Origin of the sequence: Xanthomonas sp. GW (genome assembly GCF_014236815.1) — a bacterium.
In the GTDB taxonomy this organism is placed as follows: domain Bacteria; phylum Pseudomonadota; class Gammaproteobacteria; order Xanthomonadales; family Xanthomonadaceae; genus Xanthomonas_A.
On record NZ_CP051189.1, the window covers coordinates 3,863,050 to 3,877,112 of the forward strand.

18 protein-coding genes, 2 tRNA genes and 1 other RNA gene are annotated in these 14,063 nt (G+C 70.1%); 5 read left to right on the top strand and 16 right to left on the bottom strand.

Features of this window, described 5'->3' with window-relative positions:
* Positions 1–13: 13 nt before the first annotated feature.
* The 4 genes from HEP73_RS16510 to dnaX form a co-directional block, all read right to left on the bottom strand.
* Complete coding sequence (locus HEP73_RS16510) at positions 14–361, bottom strand: histidine triad nucleotide-binding protein (RefSeq protein ID WP_185813661.1); 348 nt, start codon at positions 359–361, stop codon at positions 14–16.
* 76 nt (positions 362–437) lie between these two features.
* Positions 438–1,049: a recombination mediator RecR gene (gene recR, locus HEP73_RS16515; RefSeq protein ID WP_185813662.1), complete on the bottom strand. Its 612-nt coding sequence runs from the start codon at positions 1,047–1,049 to the stop codon at positions 438–440.
* Positions 1,050–1,146: 97 nt separating this feature from the next.
* The gene (locus HEP73_RS16520; RefSeq protein WP_185813663.1) at positions 1,147–1,467 is read right to left on the bottom strand and encodes a YbaB/EbfC family nucleoid-associated protein; all 321 of its coding nucleotides are present in this window, start codon (positions 1,465–1,467) and stop codon (positions 1,147–1,149) included.
* Positions 1,468–1,473: 6 nt separating this feature from the next.
* Positions 1,474–3,342 (bottom strand): DNA polymerase III subunit gamma/tau, encoded by a 1,869-nt coding sequence (gene dnaX, locus HEP73_RS16525; protein WP_185820808.1) that lies wholly within the window; start codon positions 3,340–3,342, stop codon positions 1,474–1,476.
* A gap of 239 nt (positions 3,343–3,581) precedes the next feature.
* Between dnaX and HEP73_RS16530 the strand changes: the two genes are divergently transcribed.
* A tRNA-Ser gene (locus HEP73_RS16530) sits at positions 3,582–3,674 on the top strand.
* A 258-nt stretch (positions 3,675–3,932) separates the two neighbouring features.
* An RNA gene (gene ffs, locus HEP73_RS16535) (signal recognition particle sRNA small type) lies at positions 3,933–4,029 on the top strand.
* A gap of 568 nt (positions 4,030–4,597) precedes the next feature.
* Here the strand turns inward: ffs and HEP73_RS16540 are convergent.
* Genes HEP73_RS16540 through HEP73_RS16570 form a run of 7 tightly spaced genes read right to left on the bottom strand, consistent with a single transcriptional unit; the run spans position 4,598 to position 8,743 of the window.
* Complete coding sequence (locus HEP73_RS16540; protein ID WP_185820809.1) at positions 4,598–5,026, bottom strand: molybdenum cofactor biosynthesis protein MoaE; 429 nt, start codon at positions 5,024–5,026, stop codon at positions 4,598–4,600.
* Between the two features lie 3 nt (positions 5,027–5,029).
* Positions 5,030–5,275 (bottom strand): MoaD/ThiS family protein, encoded by a 246-nt coding sequence (locus tag HEP73_RS16545; RefSeq protein ID WP_185820810.1) that lies wholly within the window; start codon positions 5,273–5,275, stop codon positions 5,030–5,032.
* On the bottom strand, positions 5,272–5,787 hold the full coding sequence (gene moaC, locus HEP73_RS16550; protein ID WP_185820811.1) for a cyclic pyranopterin monophosphate synthase MoaC: 516 nt from the start codon (positions 5,785–5,787) through the stop codon (positions 5,272–5,274). Before moaC ends, HEP73_RS16545 begins: the two co-directional genes overlap by 4 nt.
* Before the next feature lie 31 nt (positions 5,788–5,818).
* Positions 5,819–6,196 (bottom strand): nuclear transport factor 2 family protein, encoded by a 378-nt coding sequence (locus HEP73_RS16555; RefSeq protein ID WP_185820812.1) that lies wholly within the window; start codon positions 6,194–6,196, stop codon positions 5,819–5,821.
* A 5-nt stretch (positions 6,197–6,201) separates the two neighbouring features.
* Positions 6,202–7,242 carry a GTP 3',8-cyclase MoaA gene (gene moaA / locus HEP73_RS16560; RefSeq protein ID WP_185820813.1) on the bottom strand — a complete coding sequence of 347 codons (1,041 nt, stop codon included), beginning with the start codon at positions 7,240–7,242 and terminating at the stop codon, positions 6,202–6,204.
* Entirely contained in the window at positions 7,239–7,994 is a 756-nt protein-coding gene (locus HEP73_RS16565; protein ID WP_185820814.1) for an MBL fold metallo-hydrolase, read from the bottom strand. The genes moaA and HEP73_RS16565 overlap by 4 nt, the downstream gene beginning before the upstream one ends.
* On the bottom strand, positions 7,994–8,743 hold the full coding sequence (locus HEP73_RS16570; protein WP_185813670.1) for a 3-deoxy-D-manno-octulosonic acid kinase: 750 nt from the start codon (positions 8,741–8,743) through the stop codon (positions 7,994–7,996). Before HEP73_RS16570 ends, HEP73_RS16565 begins: the two co-directional genes overlap by 1 nt.
* Positions 8,744–8,763: 20 nt before the next feature.
* On the opposite strand from HEP73_RS16570, the gene HEP73_RS16575 reads away from it, so the two are divergent.
* Together HEP73_RS16575 and HEP73_RS16580 are read left to right on the top strand one after the other, a co-directional pair.
* Positions 8,764–9,813, top strand: coding sequence for a glycosyltransferase family 9 protein (locus HEP73_RS16575; RefSeq protein ID WP_185820815.1), 1,050 nt, complete (start codon positions 8,764–8,766; stop codon positions 9,811–9,813).
* Positions 9,814–10,011: 198 nt separating this feature from the next.
* Positions 10,012–10,269, top strand: a complete 258-nt coding sequence (locus HEP73_RS16580) for a DUF2798 domain-containing protein (RefSeq protein ID WP_185820816.1) — start codon at positions 10,012–10,014, stop codon at positions 10,267–10,269.
* Positions 10,270–10,332: 63 nt separating this feature from the next.
* On the opposite strand, the gene HEP73_RS16585 is transcribed toward HEP73_RS16580, so the two are convergent.
* Together HEP73_RS16585 and HEP73_RS16590 are read right to left on the bottom strand one after the other, a co-directional pair.
* Positions 10,333–10,737, bottom strand: a complete 405-nt coding sequence (locus HEP73_RS16585) for a DUF6165 family protein (protein WP_179570641.1) — start codon at positions 10,735–10,737, stop codon at positions 10,333–10,335.
* A gap of 141 nt (positions 10,738–10,878) precedes the next feature.
* Positions 10,879–10,969, bottom strand: a tRNA-Ser gene (locus tag HEP73_RS16590).
* Positions 10,970–11,174: 205 nt separating this feature from the next.
* Between HEP73_RS16590 and HEP73_RS16595 the strand changes: the two genes are divergently transcribed.
* Positions 11,175–11,879: a PP2C family protein-serine/threonine phosphatase gene (locus HEP73_RS16595; protein WP_145701570.1), complete on the top strand. Its 705-nt coding sequence runs from the start codon at positions 11,175–11,177 to the stop codon at positions 11,877–11,879.
* Between the two features lie 282 nt (positions 11,880–12,161).
* On the opposite strand, the gene dnaQ is transcribed toward HEP73_RS16595, so the two are convergent.
* From dnaQ to HEP73_RS16610, 3 genes are read right to left on the bottom strand one after another with little or no spacing between them, the layout of a single operon-like run.
* The gene (gene dnaQ, locus HEP73_RS16600; protein WP_185820817.1) at positions 12,162–12,899 is read right to left on the bottom strand and encodes a DNA polymerase III subunit epsilon; all 738 of its coding nucleotides are present in this window, start codon (positions 12,897–12,899) and stop codon (positions 12,162–12,164) included.
* A gap of 32 nt (positions 12,900–12,931) precedes the next feature.
* Positions 12,932–13,390 (bottom strand): ribonuclease HI, encoded by a 459-nt coding sequence (gene rnhA / locus HEP73_RS16605; protein ID WP_185820818.1) that lies wholly within the window; start codon positions 13,388–13,390, stop codon positions 12,932–12,934.
* 13 nt (positions 13,391–13,403) lie between these two features.
* Positions 13,404–14,063, bottom strand: a complete 660-nt coding sequence (locus tag HEP73_RS16610; protein ID WP_185820819.1) for a class I SAM-dependent methyltransferase — start codon at positions 14,061–14,063, stop codon at positions 13,404–13,406.

A 14,063-nucleotide genomic window follows, 5' to 3' on the forward strand; every position in this document is an offset into this window, starting at 1 on the left:
CCGCGGCGGCCGCTCAGGGCGTGCCGAAGCGGCCCAGCGGCGCACCTGCCAGCAGGTGCAGGTGCAGATGGAACACGGTCTGCCCGGCATGCTCGCGGCAATTCATCACCACCCGGTAGCCGTCCTCGGCCAAGCCCTGCTCGCGCGCGTAGGCGGCCGCGGCCAGCACCAGCTTGCCGACCAGCGTAGCCTGCTCCGGCGCCAGGTCGTCGAGGGTGGGAATCTCCACCTGCTTGGGAATGAACAGCACGTGCACCGGCGCCTGCGGCGCGATGTCCTTGAAGCCGAGCACGTCGTCGTTCTCGTACACGATGCTCGCGGGAATTTCGCGGCGGATGATCTTGCCGAAGATGGTGTCCATGGGCCAGCTCGCACAGCGGAAAGGGGCAGTCGTTATAGCCGAATTCGGCGACACGCAGCCATCGCCAGAGGTGCCGCTACTCGCCTGCTCCGCCGCGCGGGACCTCGTTGCGGCTGCCGAACGCATGCGACAGCGTGCCGCGATCCACGTACTCCAGCTCCCCGCCCAGCGGCAGGCCCTGCGCCAGCCGGCTAGGACGCACGCCATGCCGACGCGCCAGCTGCGCCAGATAATGCGCGGTGGCCTCGCCCTCGACGGTGGAATTGGTGGCGATGATAAGCTCGGTGATCTCGCCCTGCGCCAGCCGCGTGCCGAGCCGGTCCAGGCCGAGTTCGCGCGGGCCGACGCCGTCCAGCGGCGACAGCCGCCCCTGCAGGATGAAATACAGCCCGCGGTAGCCGGTGGCGTGCTCGATCGCCAGGCGGTCGGCAGGCGACTCCACCGCGCACAGCTGCTGGCGATCGCGGCCGGCGCTGGCGCAGATCGCGCACAGCTCGGTCTCGCTGAAATCGCGGCACTGCGTGCAGTGGCCGACCTTTTCCACCGCCTCGGCCAGCACGTTGGCTAGGCGCAGCCCGCCGTCGCGCTCGCGCTCGAGCACGTGATAGGCCATGCGCTGCGCCGACTTCTGGCCCACACCCGGCAGGATCCGGAAGGCCTCGATCAGTTGTTCGAGCAGGGAAGACATGAATTCGGGATTCGAACGTCGGACTCCGGGATCGGGAAGCAGCGGCTTCGCGCTTGCCTTCGCGAATCCCCACTCCCCACTCCCGAATCCCGGCCTCTCAGAACGGCAACTTCATGCCCGGCGGAATCGGCATGCCGGCCGTGGCCGCGCCCATCCGCGACTTGGACTCGGCGTCGATCTTGTTGCACGCATCGTTGAAAGCGGCGGCGATCAGATCCTCGGCCATCTCCTGGTCGGAGAGGATGCTCGGATCGATCCGCACCTTGCGGCACTCCTTGGCGCCGGTCAGGGTCACGCTGACCATGCCGCCGCCGGCGCTGCCGGTGACTTCCAGTTGGGCCAGTTCTTCCTGGGCGCGCTGCAGGTTTTCCTGCATCTTCTGCGCCTGCTGCATCAATTGGGCGATGTTCCCACGCATGCTTGATTACTCTTGGTAGGGGCGGATGGAATCGGGCACGACCCGCGCGCCTTGCTGCTGGATCAGCGCTTGCACCGCCGGGTCTTGCAGGAACGCGGTCTCGGCCGCGCTCTGACGCTCGCCGCGTTGCCGGTGCGAGCGCTCGTGCAGGGTTTCGGCATCGACCGCGATGCCGCTTTCGATCACGATCTTCGGCCGGCTGCCCAGCGCGTCGGCCAGCGCCGCGGCCAGTTCGCCGAGCGAGCGCTCGGACTGCAGGTATTCGAAGCCCGGCGACAGCGACAGCCGCAGCACGCCGTCGGCGTGGCTGACGAAGGCCGAGTTGGCGGCGAGCTGCCGCGACGGCCCGGTCAGGCCGCAATCGGCGACCAGTTCCAGCCAGTCCTCGGCCGCGTGCAGCACGCGCGGCGCGGCGTATTCGGGGGGCGTGCGCTCAGCGATGGCCAGCGGCGGCACCATCGCCATTTCCGGCTCGGCCGCGGCGGTGGGGGCCGGCGCGACCGGCGCCATGGTCGCCGCCGGCGGCGTTGCCGGTGCAGGTGCCGCGGTTTCCCACGGCGGGTCGAGCACGGCGGGCGCCGCGACCGGTGCGGGCGCCGGTGTCGGCTTGTCTGCGACCGCAGCCGCTGCCGGCGCTGGCGCCATCATCGGTGCGGCGGGCGCGGGCATCGCGGCGACGGACGGCGCGGCGACGCTGGCCGCAGCGGCAGCAGGTGCCGCAGCCACGGGCGTCGCAGGCGCACGGCCTTCCGTCGTCGTACCTGACCCGGATGCGGCCGGCAGCGGTGCCGCACCCGCCGGGCGGAACGCCAGCATGCGCAGCACCGCCATCTCGAACCCGGCACGCGGACTCGGCGCCAGGTACAGGTCGCGGCGGCCGTTCAAGGCCATCTGGTACCACAGCTGCACGATTTCCGGACGCAGGCGCTCGGCGAATGGCGCCGGGTCCAGCCCGTCCAGGCCGGCCACCGCCGCGCCCGGCACCAGCTGCCGCACCTGGATCCGGTGCAGCGCCTCGGCCAGCGCCTCCAGCACCCCGCCCCAGTCCGGCGAGAACTCGGCCAGCGTGGCGACCACCTGCAGCAGCCGCTGCCCGTCGCCATCGGCCAGCGCCTCGAGCATCGCCCCGACCTGGGTGCGGTCGACCGTGCCCAGCATCGCCCGCACCACGTCGTCGCGCAGCGCGCCGCCGGCATAGGCGATGGCCTGGTCGAGCAGCGACAGGCCGTCGCGCAGGCTGCCGTCGGCAGCCTTGGCCAGCTGCACGATCGCCGAGGCATCGACCTCGATCTGCTCGGCGGCCAGGATCCTGGTCATCTGCCCCTGGATCTGCTCCTCGTCCAGGCGCTTGAGGTTGAACTGCAGGCAGCGCGACAGCACCGTCACCGGCAGCTTCTGCGGGTCGGTGGTCGCCAGCAGGAACTTGACGTGCTCCGGCGGCTCTTCCAGCGTCTTCAGCAGCGCGTTGAACGCCGCCTTGGACAGCATGTGCACTTCGTCGATCAGGTACACCTTGTACTTGCCGCGCGAGGGCATGTACTGCGCGTTCTCGATCACCTCGCGCACGTCGTCCACGCCGGTATTGGACGCGGCGTCGATCTCCAGCAGGTCGATGTAGCGGCCGGCGTCGATGTCCAGGCACGCCGGACACTGCCCGCACGGATCGGCGCTGGTGCCCTGCTCGCAGTTCAGCGACTTGGCGAAGATCCGCGCGATGGTGGTCTTGCCGACGCCGCGGGTGCCGGTGAACAGGAACGCGTGGTGCACGCGCCCGCTGTCCAGCGCATTGGTGAGCGCGCGGACCACGTGTTCCTGCCCCACCAACTCGGCAAAACGCTTGGGGCGCCACTTGCGGGCGAGAACGAGATAGGACATCAGGCAACCGTCTTCATCTGAACCGCCATTGTGCCACGCCGCGCCGCGTCGATCGTTCAGCGGCAGTGGCGGCCGGACCGGCGCCACGGGCCTGGACGGCGGCGGGCCGGCGCTTTTTTTTGCTATCGGCGCCGGACCCGGCGGCAAGTCCCGGCCCGCGCAGAGCGTTCTCCTTGTTAACGGCGCCCGCGACGGCTAGAATCCCGCCCCTGCCGTCGGCTAGTCGCGCCGGCAGGCACGGAGAGGTGTCCGAGTGGTTGAAGGAGCACGCCTGGAAAGTGTGTAAGCGTCTAAACCGCGCTTCGGGGGTTCGAATCCCCCTCTCTCCGCCAGATTGAAAGTGTTGAGATGGCCCAGTCGCGTGAGTTTCGCCGGCGCCTGGGAGGGGGTGAGAACCCCCGGGTTCGACAGGTGGCATCGCCACCTGCACGGCGAAGCCGCCCGTAGGGCGAGGCATCGAAAGATGCCGAGTGAATCCCCCTCTCTCCGCCAGATTCGAATTGCGCTTCCCTCGCAGGGTTTCTTCGCCGCCGGCGAAAGAACTCAAAGGGAAGACCGCGCCACGGCGCGGTTTCGTCTCTATGGTGGCCCCGTCGGCCCCTCGCGACGCTAGGTCGAAAACTCCGCCAGGGCCGGAAGGCAGCAACGGTATCGATCGACGCGGGCGCCGAGGTCAGCCGGCGGGGTCGCCACCCTTTTCCTGAAAACACATCCGCCAGGCAAATGCGGTCACTTCGACCGGATGGGTGCTGGGAAGCTGCGGCTGTGTCCCGCGCAGTGCCGCAAGCGTCGATCCTGGCCAGTCGTTGGCACCGGCCGTGGCGACGGCGCAACCATCCCCGCAACGGCAGCATTCCCACGGCGCGTATCGATCGACGCGGGCGCCGAGGTCAGCCGGCGGGGTCGCCACCCTTTTCCTGAAAACACATCCGCCAGGTAAATGCGGTCACTTCGACCGGATGCTGCTGGCAAGCTGCGGCTGTGTCCCGCGCCATGCCGCAAGCGTCGATCCTGGCCAGTCGTTAGCACCGGCCGTGGCGACGGCGCAACCATCCCCGCAACGGCAACATTCCCACGGCGCGTATCGATCGACGCGGGCGCCGAGGTCAGCCGGCGGGGTCGCCACCCTAATCTCTTGAAGAACGCTACAGCGGCCGATCCGGGTGCCCATCGCACGAGCGTGCCTTGCTGTCCTCACGTCATCGTCGACGCGACATCGGCGTCCCTGCCGATGGTCTGGCATCCCGGGCCGGCCCTACGCCTCCGGATGCAACCAGCCGGCGCCGCCTTCGTGATAGCGCTCGTGCTTCCAGATCGGCACCCGCGCCTTGACCTCGTCGATGACGTAGCGGCACGCGTCGAACGCCGCGCCGCGGTGCGCCGCGACCACGCCGACCCACACCGCCAGGTCGCCGATCGCCAGGTCGCCGATGCGGTGCACGCAGCGCAGGTCGAGGATGCCGAAGCGGGCCAGGGCTTCGTCGGCGATGCGCCGGCCTTCGGCCTCTGCCAGCGCCGCATAGGCCTCGTAGCGCAGGCCATCGACCGCGCGGCCGTCGTTGTGGTCGCGTACCCAGCCTTCGAAACTGGCGTAGGCGCCGGCCTGCGCATGCGCCAGCGGCGCGCGCAGCGCGGCGATGTCCAGGGCGCTGTCGGCAAGATGGAAGCGGTGCGTGTCGGACATCGTTCAGCCTCCCGAGACCGGCGGAATGAACACCACTTCGCTGCCCTCGCGCAGCGCGTCGTCCCAGCCCACGAAGGCGCCGTCCACGGCCACGCGCAGGCGCTGCGACGGCCAGCGCAGGCCGTGCCGCGCGTCGAGTTCGGCGTACAGCGCGCGCAGGTCGGCGGCTGCGGTCTGCACCTGTTCGCGCTCGATCCCCGCCGCCTCGCGCAGGCTGGCGAAATACAGCACGGTCACGGTCACGCTCATGCCGCGCTCCCGACGTCGCGCTTGCCGCCGCGCTTGCCGAGCAGCCGTACCGGGCCGATCGTCATCGCGTGGGACAGTGCCTTGCACATGTCGTAGACGGTCAGCGCGGCGATGCTGGCGCCGGTCAGCGCCTCCATCTCCACGCCAGTGCGGTGCACGGTGCGCACCGTACACTCGATGCGCAGCACCTGCGGCGAGGCCCAGTCGATCGCGAAGCGGCAGCCGTCGATCGGCAGCGGATGGCAGAACGGGATCAGTTCGTGGGTGCGCTTGACCGCCATGGTGCCGGCGATCACCGCCGTGTCGACGATGCCGCCCTTGGCGCTGCGCAGCGCGTCGGCACGCAATTGCGCGGCCACCGCGGCGGGAAAGCGCACCCGCGACTCGGCCACGGCGACGCGCGCGGTGACGGCCTTGGCCGAGACGTCCACCATCGTCGGCAGCCCCTGCGGGTCCAGATGGGTCAGCGTCTTGCTCGCCGCGACGGCGTATTTGGCCTTTTCTTCGCTCATAGGCTGCGCTGCCGCTCCCACGGCACCCTGCTCAGGCGGCGCCGGGAATCGGCGTGCCCTGGTGGAACAGCATGCGCCATTCGCCATCGCGGCAGCGCCACAGCGAACTGCGCAGCGCATGCCGCACCGGCGCGCCGGCGCCATCGTGGCGCTCGCTGCGATAGCGCAGCTGCGCCAGATCCGGCGCCGGCAACCATGCCTGCAAATCGAACGCGCGATAGCGGACCGCGCCGGCCTCTGCCGGCAGTTCCTGCAGCAGCGCCTGCCTGTCGATGCAGCGCCCGGACGCACCGAATTCGACGAACGCCTCGTCGAGCAGCGCCGACAACCGCGCCATCGAGGCGCGCGTCGCCGGCTCCAGCAATTCCAGCTCAAGCGCGAACAACCGGTGCTTCAGCGACTCGTCCATTGCGCTCATCCGCCGATCAGGAACATCTCGACGTGCTTGCCGCGCGCCGCGCGCGCATCGCCGCGCAGTTCGCTGTAGCGATCGCCGCGTTGGCCCCACAGCGCCTGCACGCGCGCGGCCAGCGCGTCCTCGCCGCCGGCCAGGGCCGGCTTGAGGTCGGTGCCGGCGGCGGCGAACAGGCAGGTGTAGAGCTGGCCGTCGGCCGACACCCGCGCGCGATGGCAATCGCCGCAGAACGGCGCACTGACCGAACTGACGAAGCCGATCTCGCCACCGCCATCGACGAAGGCATGGCGTGCGGCGACTTCGCCGGCGTAGTGCGGATCCAGCGCGCGCAGCGGCCAGCGCTCGGCGATGCGCGCGTGCAATTCGGCCGAAGGCACCACTCGCTCGCGGCGCCAGGCGTTGCAGGTGCCCACATCCATGTATTCGATGAAACGCAGTACGTGGCCGCTGCCGCGGAAATGCGCCAGCAACGGCAGCACCTGGTCGTCGTTGATGCCGCGCTGGACCACGCAATTGATCTTCACCGGCCCCAGCCCGGCCGCCACCGCCGCGTCGATGCCGGCCAGCACCTGCGCCACTTCGCCGCGGTCGCCGGACATGCGCCGGAAGGTCGCCGCGTCGATCGCGTCCAGGCTCACCGTGACCCGGCGCAGCCCCGCATCGCGCAGGGCCTGCGCGTGCCGCGCCAGCAGCGAACCGTTGGTGGTCATGGCCAGGTCGTCGAGGCCGGGAATACGCGCCAGGCGCCGCACCAGTTCGGGCAGGTCGCGGCGCAGCAACGGCTCGCCGCCGGTCAGGCGCAGCTTGCTGACGCCGTTGCGCACGAAGCCGCGCACCAGCGTCTCGATCTGTTCGAACGACAATCGCGAGGCCGCATCGAAGCCGTAGTCGTCGGGCACCTTGTCGGCCGGCATGCAGTAGCCGCAGCGGAAATTGCAGGCCTCGATCACCGACAGGCGCAGGTCGCGCAATGGCCGCCCCAACCGATCCAGCGGCGCGATGGGCGCGAGCGGCAGCGGCGGGCGCAACACGGCGCTCATGGCGCCGGCACCTGCGGCGCGCGCGGCGTTTCCAGCGCCACGCACTCGCCCGGCCGCGCGACGCGGTGGCCGCGCGCGCGCAGGGCTTCGGCATCCTCGGCGCTGGCGTAGTGGTACAGCATCATGCGTTGCAGCAACTCGGCGGGATATTCCCGTTCCAGGTCATCGACCCCAGTATGCGACGGGTTGCCGTGAAGACCGCAGTCATGCGCGACCAGTTCGCCGTCGCCGGCATAACGGCTCAGCATTTCCGGGATCGGCCGGGTATCGCCGCTCCAGACCAGCGCGCCCTGCAGGCGCAGCCCGAAGGCGGTGTCCGGCCAGTGGTGGCGGACCGGAAACACCTCCAGCCGCACCCCGTCGTGCCAGAACGCATCGCCCACCGCGATCAGCTGGAACGCGTCCCAGAAATTGGCGCCGCCCTCGGCCAGCACGTTCGGGTAGTCGCCGATCCGGCGATGCAGCAGCGGCACCAGCGGCGCCGGCACGTACACCCGCACCTTGCCGCGCCGCGCCGAGAAATAGGCGTCCACGAACAGCCGTTCGAAGCCGGCCACATGGTCCAGATGCACATGGGTCACGAACAGCGCCTGCGGCATCGCCGCGTAGTGCGCCTGGTAGGCGCTCAGACCCTCGCCGCCGCAATCGATGCTCAGCCATGGCGCAGCGTCGCGCTCGATGGTAGCCATCGGCGAGCCCAGCTCCACCGCCGACGCATTGCCCACGCCCTGGAAGCGCAGCGCCCAGGCCATCAGTAGCCCCGGTTCCAGGCCAGATCGTAGGCGCGGCGCAGGCGCGCGTAGTCCTTGTTGACCTCGTCCACGCTGCGCTCGCCGCGCAGCTTCAGCAGCGAGCGGTGCAGGCGCTTGAGGTTGCGCTCGCGCCAGCGTGTGGCCGGGATGCGCAGCACGCCGCGGTCGAAATCGATCATCCAGCCGCGGCCGTTGCCGTCGAACAGGATGTTGTGCGCGTTGAGATCGGCGTGATCCAGCCCGGCGCGGTGGAAGCGCGCGACCAGCCGCCCGGTCTCCTCCCACGGCGCGCCGCGGCCGGCGACATGCGCGCGATCGGCCAGCGAACGCACCCCTTCCAGTCGTTCCATCAGGATCGCGGCGCGGTAGCGCAGCCCCTGGCGCAGATAGCAGGCGGCCAGCGGCTGCGGCACCGGCAGCTTGCGTGCGATCAACGCGCGCATCAGCCGGAACTCGGCGAAGCTGCGGGTGCGGTCGGCGCCGGACCACAGGTAGCGATCGCGGCTGAGCTTGGCGACCAGGCCGCCGCGCCGGTACTGGCGCAGCACGCTGGCGCCGAACGGGGCATCGACGAACCAGGCGCCGCCGCGGCCGCCCTCGTCCACCGGGCGCGCGCGCTCGGCCCAGTGCGCGGCCGAGAACAGCGCCGGCTCGGCTTGCCGCAGCCGTTGGCGGTCGAACAGAATGGCGCCATAGCCGCGGCCCTCGCGGTACGGCGTCAGCGCTTCGGTGGCGTCGAATGCAACCATTCAGCGAGTCTAACAACACCATGGCAGCAACGCTCCCTTCGCTGTGCCTGTTGCGCCTGTCGGCGCTGGGGGACGTGACCCATGTGGTGCCGCTGGTGCGCACCCTGCAGCGCGCCTGGCCCGCCGCGCCGCCGCTGCACTGGATCATCGACAAGGGCGGGCACAGGCTGCTAGACGGCCTGCCCGGGGTGATCTTCCACGACTACGACAAGCGCAGCGGCCTGGCCGGCATGCGCGCGCTGCGCCGCGAACTGCCGGCCCAGGGCTTCGACGCGCTGCTGCAGATGCAGGTGGCGTTGCGCGCCAACGTGCTGTCCGCGTTCGTGCGCGCGCGCCGCCGCATCGGCTACGACCGCAGCCGCTCCAAGGACCTGCACGGCCTGTTCGTCAACGAACGCATTCCCGACCGCCCCGGCATCCACGTGCTCGACGCGATCGGCAGCTTCTGCGAACCGCTGGGCCTGCGCCAGACCGAGGTGCGCTGGGACCTGCCGATTCCCGACGACGCGCACGCCTGGGCACAGGCGCAATGGCCCGAGGACGGCCGCCCGGCGCTGCTGATCTCGCCCTGTTCCAGCCACGTGCGCCGCAACTGGTACGCCGACCGCTACGCCGCGGTCGCCGACCACGCCGCCGCGCAGGGCTGGCGGGTGGTGCTGTGCGGCGGGCGCAGCGAACTGGAGCGCAGCACGGCCGACGCCATCGTCGCGGCGATGCGCGCGCCGGCGCTGGACCTGGTCGGCCGCGACACGCTCAAGCAACTGCCGGCGCTGCTGCAGCGCGCCGCGCTGGTGATGACCCCGGACTCGGGCCCGATGCACATCGCCAACGCCGTGGGCAGCAAGGTGCTGGGCCTGCACGCGGCCAGCAACCCGCGCCGCAGCGGCCCGTATTCGGACATCCGCTACTGCGTGGACAAGTACGATGCGGCGGCGCGCAAGTTCCTCGGCAAGCCGGCCGAGCAGCTGAAATGGGGCAGCAAGATCGAATTCGACGCGGTGATGGCGCTGATCGGCGTGGACGACGCGATCGCCGCGTTCGAGCGCTACCGCACCGACCAGGGCATGTAAGCCGGCTTGTGCGCGGGCCGAGCGCGGCCTTACCATGCGCCTGCGCGTTCGCCACCACTTCGGTCTGCGGACGCCGCCGTAAGCGTTTACGTCAAGCAACGCGCCAACCGCGCCGGATTCGTCCGGGGCCGTTTCCCGTCAGCGCCTCGGCGCCCACGGGTGGCGCCTTTGCTTCGACCGGCTTACGGAGTTTCCAGCATGTCCCGTTCCCCTCGGTTTTTCCCGCGCAAGCTGCATTCCCGTCATGCCGGCTGGGTGATGCCGCTGTTGTTGTCGATCCTGATGACCTGCGTGGTCTCGATGATCAGTACGCTGCGCACGGTCGGTCTGGCGCCGGGCGTTTACACGCTATGGCTGGGCGCCTGGGCGTTGTCGTGGCTGATCGCCTTTCCGACCCTGCTGCTGGCATTGCCGCTGGTGCGCCGGCTGACCGGAATCCTGGTCGCCCGCGCCTGATCCACCCGTCCCTGGCCTACAGGGGCCGCACCGGGAGGCGGCAACGCCTCCCGGCTGTTTCGCTCAGGACGCCGCGCCGCGGTAGTCCTGGTAGGACTTCTCTTCGACGTAGCTGGAACCCAGCGCCAGGTTGATCTCCTTCTTGATCCGCGCGCGCTCGTCGTTCTCGTAGTACACGCTGCGCGCGAGCTTGATGAATTCCTCGTCGAAGGCCTGCGCCTTCTCCTTGATCCGGATCTCGTCCTCGATCACCCACAGGCGCTCGTTGACCGCCTTCAGCTCCAGGCGCAGGCGGGCGACGTCGCCGCTGGCGGCCGGATGCGCCATCCAGGTCTTTTCCAGCGCCGACAGCTCCGCGCGCACGTTGGCCAGCTTGGCCGCATCGCCGATGCGCTCGGACTTGATCTGCAGGATGGCGATCTTGTCGAGCAGTTCGCCGAAGGACACGGGGACGAGGATTTCGGACATGGGCACACCCAGGCGAGAGTTGAGAGGAAGTGTAACCAGCAGGCCTTAAAGCCATGTCGGCGCGGCGTGGCCGCGGCCGTCAAAAAACAGAAGGCCCCTGACGGGGCCTTCTGCGCACGGGCGATACTGCTGCCGCGAAACTGGCGGGAAGGGGGGGATTCGAACCCCCGAGGCGCTATAAACGCCTGCCTGATTTCGAGTCAGGTACATTCAACCGCTCTGCCACCTTCCCGGGTGGTCCCCGGCGGACCGGGGGCGTGCATCATACGGTTCCCGCCGCGCGCGGACAAGCGCCGCGTCGCAAGGCAGCCCGGCCCCCACCCCGCACCGCCATGAACCCCGCCTGCCCCGCGGCGCGGCCAGCGATTGCCTGATGTCCGCTTGGCCGCGATGATGCCGTTTGAATGACAGGAAGCCGGGCCGGCCGTGGGCGCGCAATGATCGAATTCGGACACCTCACCCACGTCGGCCTGCGCCGCGAACTCAACGAGGACACCTATTACGGCGACAACGAGCTCGGCCTGTGGCTGGTCGCCGACGGCATGGGCGGGCATGCCTGCGGCGAGGTGGCCAGCGCCCTGGCGCGCGAGGCCATCGTCCGCGAGGTGCGCGGCGGCACGCCGCTGGCGCAGGCAATCCGCATCGCCGACGAAGAGATCATCCGCGCCTCGCGCCGGCGCAACGACACCTTGCCGATGGGCACCACCGTGGTCGCCGCGCGCGTGCAGGGCAACCGCTTCGAGGTGGCCTGGGTCGGCGACAGCCGCGCCTACCTGTGGCGCGACGGCAAGCTGGCCCAGCTCAGCCAGGACCACAGCTATGTGCAGGAACTGATCGCGCAGGGCGCACTGACCGCCGAGCAGGCACGCGCGCATCCGCACCGCAACGTGGTCACCCAGGCGCTGGGCGTCACCGATCCGCTGCACCTCAACGTGGCCACGATGACTGGCGAACTGCGCCCGGGCATGCAACTGCTGCTGTGCAGCGACGGGCTGACCGAAGAAGTGGACGACCCCGGCATCGCCGCCACGCTCGGCCACGACGACTGCAGCGCGCAGGAATGCGTGGATACGCTGGTGGCGGCCGCGCTGGACGGCGGCGGCTCGGACAACATAACCGCGATCCTGGTGCGCTGCCACTGAGCGCAGGCAGGCGCGCGACCGGTGCCGACTATGGCGCCGACCGCGAACGCGGCGTTAGCTGGTTGGCAACATCGATGCCGCAGCGTGTGCCGTCACAAGAGACCGCGCTAACGCTGCGCTAGCACGCACGCCCATACCCGGCCATGCCACCGCTGCTCCGGCGCGTGCCTGGATGGCCGCGCCGCCGCCCGTGCCATTGCCGCGCAGACCGGCTCCGGCACCAGCATGGCGAATCCCCGCCGACGCACGCCGACAAATGCCAGCGCCCAGCGCCGCGGCGGCTCAGCCAGCCACGGCTTCGACCAGCACAGGCTCGTCGGCGTCCCACAGCGCGCGCCCGGCCTTCTTGCGCAGCTTTTCCAGCCGCGCCTGGTGCGCCTCCAGCTCCGAGGCGGTCGGCAGCACCCGCGGCCGCGGCAGCAGCGTCGCCATATCGAACGCCGCGCGTTGACCGTCGGCGTGGTTGCCGCGCTGGTCGGCCAGGGCGAAGCCGATCTCCTCCTGCCCCGAGGTCAGCGCAATGTAGACGTCGCTGAGGATCTGCGCATCGAGCAGCGCGCCGTGCAGCTGCCGGTGCGAGTTGTCCACGCCCAGGCGCTTGCACAGCGCGTCCAGCGAATTGCGCTGGCCCGGGAAGCGCTCGCGCGCCAGCAACAGCGTGTCGATGACCGTGGCACGGTCGAGGATGCGCCCGTAGGACGTGCCCAGCCGCGACAGTTCGTTGTCGAGGAAGCCCAGATCGAACGAGGCGTTGTGGATGATCAGTTCGGCGCCGTCGATGAACGCCAGGAACTCGTCCACCACCTCGTGGAATTCCGGCTTGTCGGCGAGGAATTCCAGGGTCAGGCCGGTGACTTCCTGCGCGCCGGGTTCGAAGTCGCAGTCCGGGCGCAGATAGCGATGGAAGTTGCGCCCGCTGGGGCGGCGTTCGAGCAGTTCCACCGCGCCGATTTCGACGACGCGGTTGCCCTTCTTCCATTCCAGGCCGGTGGTTTCGGTATCGAGGATGATCTGACGCATGTGGCTCGCTGCAGGATGAGGCGTGGAAAGGATCAGGACGCGACCGCGGTGCCGCCGGCGCGCACCCGCAGCGCCTGGTTGCGCGCCAGCACGTCGACCCGCTCGTTGTCCGGATCGCCGCTGTGGCCCTTGACCCAGCGCCAATCGATGCTGTGCCGCTGCGCGGCGGCATGCAGCCGCTCCCACAGGTCGCGGTTCTTGACCGGATCGCCGCCGGCGGTCTTCCACTGCCGCCGCACCCAGCCCGGCATCCATTCGGTGATGCCCTGGCGCACGTACTGCGAATCGGTATGCAGCACGATCTGGCACGGCTCGCTGAGCGTTTCCAGCGCCATGATCGCGGCCATCAGTTCCATGCGGTTGTTGGTGGTGTGCGCCTCGGCGCCGGCGACTTCGCGCTCCAGGCCCTTGTAGCGCAACAGCGCGGCCCAGCCGCCGGGGCCGGGATTGCCGAGGCAGGCGCCGTCGGTGTGGATATCAACAGTCTTCATGGTCGTCCAGGAATCAAATGGAGGCGGCCGAACCGCGCCAGCGTACCGGCGCGCGCAGCGGAATGGGGCCGATGCCGGCGGCGGTGCGCTTTTCCGCCTGCAGCAGGCACACCGCGCGCAGCGGCGCGCCGGAGGTTGCCGAGCCGACGCCGCCGCGGGTCGGCCAGACCGGCCCGAGATAGCGCAGCGGCTCGGTGCACGGCAACCCGGCCTGCCCCAGCAGCCCGCGCCAGCTGCCCGGCGGCCGTGCCACCAGGCCCTGCCGGCGCCAGCGTAGCCGGTACGGGCTGACCGCGTTGAGCGCGAACAGCCAGACCCGGCCGCCCGGCAGCAGCACCCGCTCGCATTCTTCCAGCAGCGCCGCGGCATCGGCGCCAAGCACGTGCTGCAGCACGATCGCGTTGACGCTCTCCGAGGGCAGCGGCAACGGCAGCGTGCACACCAGGTCGCCGGAGTAGCCGCGCGTGGTGCGGTGCAGGCGCACGCCACGCCCCGGCAGCTCGCGCGCCAGCGGCGCGAACGGCACCGGCGCCAGCCACAACCAAGGCTGCGCGGGACGTGCGAGCAAGGCGTCAAGGATCAACGGCTGCTCGGCCTGGAGCAGCTGTTGCGCCACAACCGTATCAAACCAGGATGAGACGGCGGCTTGACGGGGGAACGGGGTGGCAGGCAT

Coding starts and splice junctions, on each gene's coding strand:
- HEP73_RS16510 (WP_185813661.1), bottom strand. CDS start 361: ATGGACACCATCTTCGGCAAGATCATCCGCCGCGAAATTCCCGCGAGC.
- recR (WP_185813662.1), bottom strand. CDS start 1,049: ATGTCTTCCCTGCTCGAACAACTGATCGAGGCCTTCCGGATCCTGCCG.
- HEP73_RS16520 (WP_185813663.1), bottom strand. CDS start 1,467: ATGCGTGGGAACATCGCCCAATTGATGCAGCAGGCGCAGAAGATGCAG.
- dnaX (WP_185820808.1), bottom strand. CDS start 3,342: ATGTCCTATCTCGTTCTCGCCCGCAAGTGGCGCCCCAAGCGTTTTGCC.
- HEP73_RS16540 (WP_185820809.1), bottom strand. CDS start 5,026: ATGTCCGACACGCACCGCTTCCATCTTGCCGACAGCGCCCTGGACATC.
- HEP73_RS16545 (WP_185820810.1), bottom strand. CDS start 5,275: ATGAGCGTGACCGTGACCGTGCTGTATTTCGCCAGCCTGCGCGAGGCG.
- moaC (WP_185820811.1), bottom strand. CDS start 5,787: ATGAGCGAAGAAAAGGCCAAATACGCCGTCGCGGCGAGCAAGACGCTG.
- HEP73_RS16555 (WP_185820812.1), bottom strand. CDS start 6,196: ATGGACGAGTCGCTGAAGCACCGGTTGTTCGCGCTTGAGCTGGAATTG.
- moaA (WP_185820813.1), bottom strand. CDS start 7,242: ATGAGCGCCGTGTTGCGCCCGCCGCTGCCGCTCGCGCCCATCGCGCCG.
- HEP73_RS16565 (WP_185820814.1), bottom strand. CDS start 7,994: ATGGCCTGGGCGCTGCGCTTCCAGGGCGTGGGCAATGCGTCGGCGGTG.
- HEP73_RS16570 (WP_185813670.1), bottom strand. CDS start 8,743: ATGGTTGCATTCGACGCCACCGAAGCGCTGACGCCGTACCGCGAGGGC.
- HEP73_RS16575 (WP_185820815.1), top strand. CDS start 8,764: ATGGCAGCAACGCTCCCTTCGCTGTGCCTGTTGCGCCTGTCGGCGCTG.
- HEP73_RS16580 (WP_185820816.1), top strand. CDS start 10,012: ATGTCCCGTTCCCCTCGGTTTTTCCCGCGCAAGCTGCATTCCCGTCAT.
- HEP73_RS16585 (WP_179570641.1), bottom strand. CDS start 10,737: ATGTCCGAAATCCTCGTCCCCGTGTCCTTCGGCGAACTGCTCGACAAG.
- HEP73_RS16595 (WP_145701570.1), top strand. CDS start 11,175: ATGATCGAATTCGGACACCTCACCCACGTCGGCCTGCGCCGCGAACTC.
- dnaQ (WP_185820817.1), bottom strand. CDS start 12,899: ATGCGTCAGATCATCCTCGATACCGAAACCACCGGCCTGGAATGGAAG.
- rnhA (WP_185820818.1), bottom strand. CDS start 13,390: ATGAAGACTGTTGATATCCACACCGACGGCGCCTGCCTCGGCAATCCC.
- HEP73_RS16610 (WP_185820819.1), bottom strand. CDS start 14,063: ATGCCTGCCACCCCGTTCCCCCGTCAAGCCGCCGTCTCATCCTGGTTT.